This window comes from Yersinia sp. 1252 StPb PI, from assembly GCF_048593885.1.
GTDB classification, from domain to species: Bacteria; Pseudomonadota; Gammaproteobacteria; order Enterobacterales; family Enterobacteriaceae; genus Yersinia; species Yersinia enterocolitica_E.
The window spans coordinates 1-7397 of the sequence record NZ_JAZGQE010000208.1; the positions used below are offsets into that span (position 1 = coordinate 1).

The window sequence follows — 7397 nt, forward strand, 5'->3', positions numbered from 1 at the left end:
CTATTCGTTTCATGGTGGGACGGGGCAGAGAAAGTTTTTATCATTTCTTCCGTGAACAGTGCCAATTCCTTAATGGTTTGATTTTGCTTAAAAANCAAAAAAAATATTTTGAAGGATATATTTACAACAACATAGTTATATTAAGCAAGGATAGTCGATTTTTATCAAAGCAGTGCCTTGATCTTAGATAATAAACAAGAAACATTTAGCAACATATTGTTGGTAACCTTGTGAATAGTAAGTAGTTACAGGCTGAACTATTCTGCTATTGATCTTCTTGCGGGTGTTGAATGTTTCGCGGGTATTAAGTGATAACACCAAGTGATTAATCTTCAGCTCCTATTGCTTTATGTTATTACTGGCTATCAGGTGAAACTCTTCGTTAGTATGTTCTGCTGCCGGAACTAATCGGGCATATGCTAATCAGAGGTTGCGGTAAGCGATATAATGATGTGGCGATAAGTAAAGTGCAGTAGCCAACAACCAGTGAGGAAATAGTAAGTATGGACAAGTGGCGATATCTGGCGATTGGCGTGTGTCTGGTGACGACTTCAGGAGTGGCATTCGCTGACTCCATTGATGCCCAACGGCAACGCTATCAGCAAGTTAAACTGGCCTGGGACAGCAATCAGATGGACACAGTGACACAACTGATGCCCACGTTGCGTGATTATCCCCTGTACCCATATCTGGAGTACCGCCAGTTAACGCAAGACCTGAGCCAGGTGAGCGCGGTGCAAGTGAACGATTTCCTTAGCCGTAATCCAACCTTGCCGCCAGCACGTTCACTGTCATCCCGTTTTGTTAATGAACTGGCTCGCCGGGAAGATTGGCGGGGGTTATTGGCATTCAGCCCGACAGCACCGAAGCCGGTTGCAGCCCGTTGTAACTATTACTATGCCAAATGGGCCACTGGCGAACAGCAGGTGGCCTGGGATGGTGCGAGTGAAATTTGGCTGAACGGCCAGACACTTCCGGGCAGTTGCACTAAATTATTCAGTGTCTGGCAACAAGCCGGGCATCAAACCCCACTGGCAACACTGGCGCGGATGAAGTTAGCCTTGAAAGAGGGTAATGCCAGTTTAGTGAGTTATTTACTTAAACAACTGCCAGCGGATTATCAGACCATGGGTACTGCACTGGCAACACTGCAAAGTGACCCGGCCAGTGTTGAAAGCTTCGCCCGTACGGTCGGGCCGACAGATTTTACCCGTTCTGCCACCATCATTGCTTTTACCCGTTTGGCTCGCCAAGACGTGGAGAACGCGCGAGCGATGATCCCGACCTTGGCCCGGCTACAAAAAATGAGTGATAGCGAAAAGCTGGAGCTGGAAGAGGCGGTGGCCTGGCGTTTGATGGGGACCGATGCGACTTACGATCAGGCCAAATGGCGAGATCAAGTCACCTTGCGTAGCCATTCAACGTCGTTGCTGGAGCGGCGTATTCGCATGTCTCTGGGCAGTGGCGATCGTCAGGGGTTAGCGACCTGGCTGGCACGCTTACCGGCCGATGCGCAAGATAAAGATGAATGGCGCTACTGGCGTGCATCGCTGTTATTGGAACAAGGTAAAAAAACCGAGGGTGAAGCTATCCTGCGCAGCCTAATGCAGGAACGTGGCTTTTACCCGATGGTTGCAGCTCAAAAATTGGGCGTTCCTTACCCCATTAATGTTGAGGTAGCGACCAAACCGGATGCATCGTTAGCACAGCGGCCGGAAATTATCCGGGTGCGTGAATTGATGTACTGGAATATGGACAATCTGGCCCGTAACGAGTGGAGCTATCTGGTCGCCAGCCGCAGTAAGCCGGAACAGGAAGCACTGGCGCGCTACGCTTTTAACCAGAAGTGGGCGGACTTAAGCGTACAGGCCACCATCGTTGCCAAATTGTGGGACCATCTGGAAGAGCGCTTCCCGCTGGCATGGCCAAAGGAGTTCCGTCAGGCGACAGAAGGCAAAGGGATAACCCCAAGTTATGCCATGGCTATTGCCCGTCAGGAAAGTGCCTGGAACCCGAAAGCACAGTCACCAGTAGGGGCGACGGGGTTAATGCAGGTGATGCCGCGTACCGCTGAACACACAGTAAAACTCAATAATATCAGTGGTTATGTCAATAGCAGCCAATTACTGGATCCGCTTACAAACATTGAGATCGGTACCAGCTATCTGGAAGAGGTTTACCAGCAGTTCGGGCGCAACCGTATCTTATCCAGTGCCGCCTATAACGCCGGCCCATCGCGGGTGAATACCTGGTTAGGTAACAGCGGCGGGCAAGTGGATGCAGTGGCATTCATCGAGAGTATTCCTTTCTCAGAAACCCGTGGCTATGTGAAAAATGTGTTGGCATACGATGCCTTTTATCGGCACTTTATGAATCGCCCAGCGAAGGTGCTGAGTGATGCCGAGTGGCAGCGGCGTTACTAATCCCCCTTTGTACTTGAAGTCGCAGGGGTGTTAGCTACGCGCACTTACCCGAATCACTTACTGGAGTAAGCTCATCGGGATGCGTTTGCTTGCTGCCTACCTGCGACTCCAATTACTTTGGGGTTACTCTTCGTCCTTGACGCTGCGGCGGTGTTAGCGGCGCTCGCGCACCCGAATCACTTACTTGTGTAAGCTCATCGGGGTTTGCTCGCTTGCAGCCTTGCCGCAACGCCAATGACTTTGAGGATACTCCTTCGTTCTGGACGCTGTGGCGGTGTTAGCACACCCGAATCACTTGACTGTGTAAGCTCATCGGGATGCGTTTGCTTGCTGCCTGCCTGCGACGCCAATGACTTTGGGGTTACTCTTCGTCCTTGACGCTGCGGCGGTGTTAGCGGCGCTTACTACCTTGGCGTTGCAGGCTTGTTTACTGGCAGCTCTGCAACGCCAAGTTCTTTGGCTATATCTCACGTTATGGTATGCTCTCGTACTAGTTAAATAGTACCTTGGGTATCTATCATGACAAAACTACGATTGACCGATGATCTGTCGGCTGACGAAATAAACATGCCTAATATCCACAGCCCGGTTAATACTGCTTTCGCGCCAGATCCGGCGTTATCCCCAGAAGATAATCAGCACTGGCTGAGCTTTGTTGCGCTATTGGAAAACGCGATTGCGCAAGACCTGCATTTGCCCTTGCTGCAATTGATGCTGACACCGGATGAGCGCACGGCTCTGGGTACCCGGGTACGTATCATTGAGGAGTTAATGCGTGGGGAATTAAGTCAGCGTGAATTGAAAACCCAGTTAGGTGCAGGTATCGCGACCATTACCCGTGGCTCTAACAGCTTGAAAACGGCCCCGCCACAGCTCAAAAGCTGGCTTGAGACCCAATTATTGACAAACGATGTAAAGCCTTCCTGAGTTTAGTATCACGGTGCCGGGCGTTGATATATTTCGTTGTGAAATGGTACCAGCGCTAACAGCAGTGCCTGGTGATAAACACTAGTGCGGGTCAATTTACCGTCGGTAAAAATACCGATGGCACCACCCTGATGTTTTACATTCGATATGCCGGTTAAAACTGCCATTTCGTCGCCCAGCTCACGGCCTTGGCGAATCCCATGCAATATAATGTCGGGCAGCATTAAGCTGGCAGAACGGGATTCTCCCCGTAACTGTAAGTGTTCAATTACCATCCAGGCAAAGGTCATATTATCTTCAATACCGGCTTCAACCCCAACCCAAAAATCAGCCTCAGGGCGAATCTTACGTGCGTTACTCACACGCTGTCTGGCGCCACTGAGTGTCTCAAGACTGCCGATGGGTTGCAGGGGAACACCGCTATCGACATTGACACCTTCAATACGATACTGGCCGGGGCCATAAACATCATCGAAGGCGAGAGTGATAGCCTTAATCTTTGCAGGGTTGGTAGTTGCGGCAACAACATGGTACATAATGAGTCTAGTATCCTATTCCCTTGGGAGTTGAAGCAGCAGGGCTGTTAGCTGTCTATCTGCCACGCCAACGTCTTTGGGTTTATCTAAAGTAATGGTTTTTGTGCCTATTTTACGCAGTATAACGGAAAAACGACATGTTACAGGTATATCTCGTGCGTCACGGTGAAACCCTCTGGAATGCCTCACGCCGCATTCAGGGCCAATCAGACAGTCCTCTGACCGACATCGGTATCCGTCAGGCCAACTTGGTTGCGCAACGGGTTAGCAGCCAGGGTATCACCCATATTATTACCAGCGACCTTGGCCGCACACAGCAGACAGCTAAAATTATTGCTGATGCTTGCGGCCTAACCATGGTGACAGACTCACGCCTGCGTGAGCTGAATATGGGCGTGTTGGAGGCGCGCCCCATTGAAAGCTTATCGGTGGAAGAAGAGCAGTGGCGTAAGCAGATGGTTAATGGTACCGAGGGCGGGCGTATTCCTGAAGGTGAGTCGATGACTGAACTGGGTAGCCGTATGCATGCAGCGCTGGATAGCTGTCTGAAGTTACCTGCTGGCAGCAAGCCACTGTTAGTTAGCCATGGTATGGCGCTGGGATGTTTGTTGAGTACATTACTGGGTCTGCCCGCGCATGCCGAACGGCGTCTGCGTTTGCGCAACTGTTCGTTATCACGGGTTGATTATCAAGAAAGCCCTTGGCTGGCCTCTGGCTGGGTCATTGAAAGTGCTGGCGATACCGCTCACTTGGATATGCCAGCACTTGATGAGTTACAGCGTTAACGACGGATAGGAATGAGATATTCACATTTCAACGAGGTTGGAGGCCCGTCTTTCGGCCTCCCCTGCGGGAAGAAGCGCTCTATATCGTACCCTCGCCGGCGGGTTAGCCCTAATTGCGGCAGACTGGTACCATAGAGTGTCAGAATGAAGTTTTGCAATCCCTCCAGCGGCCCCTCATAGCTGAACTGCACGTACTCGCCACCTTGCAAGATAACCGGTTGCCCTTCCGGCACATTGCCCGGAACATGTTGTGGCTCAATGGCGGTGGTATAGAAAATCTCCTGCTCATCATCTTTCTCCTGATTAGGGCGGGAGTGATGTAAACCATAGAGCACTGGCGGCAAGTGATCGGCATCACCGAGATATTGTTGCCAAAAATGCGAACGTAGTTCAGTACGATAAGTTGATATCTGTTCAAGCGTACAAGAGTAGCTTTGTGTCAGACCAATCAGGTGCTGTTCAGGCAAGGTGATGAATTCAGGTTGAGGTAGCGTATATTCCCCCAGCCGAATCGGTGGGCAAATCCCAGCCGAGTGCCAATCTTCTGCCCGTCGGTACAGCGCCGGTGTTTGCGCAAACTGTTTTTTAAATGCCCGGGTAAAGGTTTGCTGCGAATCAAAGCGATATTGTAGGGCAATGTCCAGAATAGGACGGCTGGTTAATCGTAACGCTACAGCGGCTTTAGATAACCTTCTGGCACGGATATAGGCACCGATAGCATTCCCGGTGACATCCTTGAACATTCGCTGCAAATGCCATTTAGAATAGCCGGCTTTGGCAGCAACATTGTCCAGTGCTAAAGGCTGGTCTAAATGACTTTCTAGCCAGCTAAGCAAATCACGAATGATACTGGCTTGATCCATAGATCTTCCTCGTAAAGCGGCCTAAATTTAGGGTGTTAGTCATATGAAAAGAATAGCTCTGGCGAATAGTAGCAACTTTTTATGTTCCCGACTGCTTAAGAATTTTGTGGCATAGTGTGTTAAAAAAGAACCTAAGATTTATAAAATGTCTTTTTAACGAATATTTTATTTTTAGTACAAATAGTTAACGCTGAGTAACGTTATTCAGCGGAATGGAGTAAGTGTATGAAAAAGAATTGGATATTCCTTGGTTGTCTGCTTTCATTTGGGGCCATAACTGCTCATGCAGAGGAAATTGGCTCCGTCGATACGGTCTTTAAACTGCTCGGGCCAGATCATAAAATCGTGGTTGAAGCCTTCGACGACCCCGATGTTAAAAATGTAACTTGTTATATCAGCCGCGCTAAAACCGGGGGCATCAAAGGTGGATTGGGGTTGGCAGAGGATACGTCTGATGCAGCAATTTCCTGTCAGCAAGTGGGGCCGATTGAGCTGAGTGACAAAATTAAGAATAAAAAATCCGAAGGTACAGTGGTTTTCCAGAAACGGACTTCTTTGGTGTTTAAAAAGTTACAGGTAGTGCGTTTCTATGATCAAAAGCGTAATGCCTTAATCTATCTGACCTATTCCGATCGCGTTGTCGACGGCTCGCCGAAAAATGCGATCAGCGCCGTTCCGATTATGCCGTGGTAAAAATTGGATAGATATAAAAAAGCCAGCATAGAATGCTGGCTTTTTACTGTGGATAGCAGGCAGAGGTTTACTCTTCCAGGTCACCACAGAAACGGTAACCTTCACCATGGATAGTGGCGATGATTTCTGGTGTGTCCGGGGTGGATTCAAAATGTTTACGAATGCGGCGGATAGTCACGTCAACAGTACGGTCATGAGGCTTCAGCTCACGGCCGGTCATTTTCTTCAACAATTCGCCACGGGATTGAATTTTGCCTGGGTTTTCACAGAAGTGCAGCATGGCGCGGAACTCACTACGTGGCAGCTTATAATGCTCGCCAGCAGGGCTTATCAGTGAGCGGCTATTGATATCCAGCTCCCAGCCATTAAATTTGTAACTCTCAACCAAGCGGCGCTCTTCACCCACGCTACCCAAATTCATGGTGCGTGACAGTAAGTTACGTGCCCGAATGGTTAATTCGCGCGGATTGAAAGGTTTGGTGATGTAATCATCAGCGCCAATTTCCAAGCCAAGGATCTTATCTACTTCGTTATCACGACCTGTCAGGAACATTAGGGCAACACTTGCTTGTTCACGAAGTTCTCGTGCTAGCAACAGGCCATTCTTGCCCGGCAGATTGATGTCCATGATAACTAAGTTGATATCATTCTCAGACAGAATGTGGTGCATTTCTGCGCCATCATTGGCCTCATGAACTACATAGCCTTCCGCCTCGAAAATGCTCTTCAGGGTGTTACGAGTAACTATCTCGTCTTCTACGATCAGAATGTGCGGGGTCTGCATGTTTGCTACCTAAAATTGCCAACAAAATAGAAATAGGAAGTACAGAAGTCTTTGTTATATTAGGATTTTTATTGACTTGTTACTCGTCATCCCGTTCATCACATGACTAAAGTACGTAAACGCGTTCTTGATGCACTTTCCATCAACGTCAACAACATCACTAGCTTGGTCGGGGTGTTACTCCCTACAGCCCCAAAGGTGACAAAAGCGGCGCATATCCTAACCCTATTAACAGCAATATAACAGTGTGAGCCGAATCTACCACCCAACAAAACTACGCTTTGTTGACATATATCAAATTCAATTGTAGCACGTTAACACTTTTGTGAAAAAGACTTACAAGAATACCAGCTTATGCGCGAGTTGGTTAAATTATGTGATCGATT

8 protein-coding genes are annotated in these 7397 nt (G+C 48.8%); 5 read left to right on the forward strand and 3 right to left on the reverse strand.

Annotated elements, in window-relative coordinates:
* The first annotated feature begins 503 nt into the window (after window positions 1-503).
* Both sltY and trpR read left to right on the forward strand, forming a co-directional pair.
* Window positions 504-2423, forward strand: a complete 1920-nt coding sequence (sltY, locus tag V2A85_RS20560; protein WP_420072227.1) for a murein transglycosylase — start codon at window positions 504-506, stop codon at window positions 2421-2423.
* A 519-nt stretch (window positions 2424-2942) separates the two neighbouring features.
* On the forward strand, window positions 2943-3350 hold the full coding sequence (trpR, locus tag V2A85_RS20565) for a trp operon repressor (protein WP_420072228.1): 408 nt from the start codon (window positions 2943-2945) through the stop codon (window positions 3348-3350).
* An 8-nt stretch (window positions 3351-3358) separates the two neighbouring features.
* On the opposite strand, the gene yjjX is transcribed toward trpR, so the two are convergent.
* Entirely contained in the window at window positions 3359-3886 is a 528-nt protein-coding gene (gene yjjX / locus V2A85_RS20570) for an inosine/xanthosine triphosphatase (protein WP_420072229.1), read from the reverse strand.
* A gap of 137 nt (window positions 3887-4023) precedes the next feature.
* Between yjjX and gpmB the strand changes: the two genes are divergently transcribed.
* The gene (gene gpmB, locus V2A85_RS20575; protein ID WP_372557963.1) at window positions 4024-4671 is read left to right on the forward strand and encodes a 2,3-diphosphoglycerate-dependent phosphoglycerate mutase GpmB; all 648 of its coding nucleotides are present in this window, start codon (window positions 4024-4026) and stop codon (window positions 4669-4671) included.
* Here the strand turns inward: gpmB and robA are convergent.
* Window positions 4668-5534 carry an MDR efflux pump AcrAB transcriptional activator RobA gene (robA, locus tag V2A85_RS20580; protein WP_372557964.1) on the reverse strand — a complete coding sequence of 289 codons (867 nt, stop codon included), beginning with the start codon at window positions 5532-5534 and terminating at the stop codon, window positions 4668-4670. The genes gpmB and robA overlap by 4 nt on opposite strands.
* A gap of 225 nt (window positions 5535-5759) precedes the next feature.
* Between robA and creA the strand changes: the two genes are divergently transcribed.
* Window positions 5760-6227 carry a protein CreA gene (gene creA / locus V2A85_RS20585; RefSeq protein WP_083160643.1) on the forward strand — a complete coding sequence of 156 codons (468 nt, stop codon included), beginning with the start codon at window positions 5760-5762 and terminating at the stop codon, window positions 6225-6227.
* A 67-nt stretch (window positions 6228-6294) separates the two neighbouring features.
* Here the strand turns inward: creA and arcA are convergent, their stop codons facing one another.
* On the reverse strand, window positions 6295-7011 hold the full coding sequence (gene arcA / locus V2A85_RS20590) for a two-component system response regulator ArcA (protein ID WP_004706052.1): 717 nt from the start codon (window positions 7009-7011) through the stop codon (window positions 6295-6297).
* A 102-nt stretch (window positions 7012-7113) separates the two neighbouring features.
* On the opposite strand from arcA, the gene V2A85_RS20595 reads away from it, so the two are divergent.
* On the forward strand, window positions 7114-7254 hold the full coding sequence (locus V2A85_RS20595; RefSeq protein ID WP_004706054.1) for a hypothetical protein: 141 nt from the start codon (window positions 7114-7116) through the stop codon (window positions 7252-7254).
* The last annotated feature ends 143 nt before the right edge of the window (window positions 7255-7397 follow it).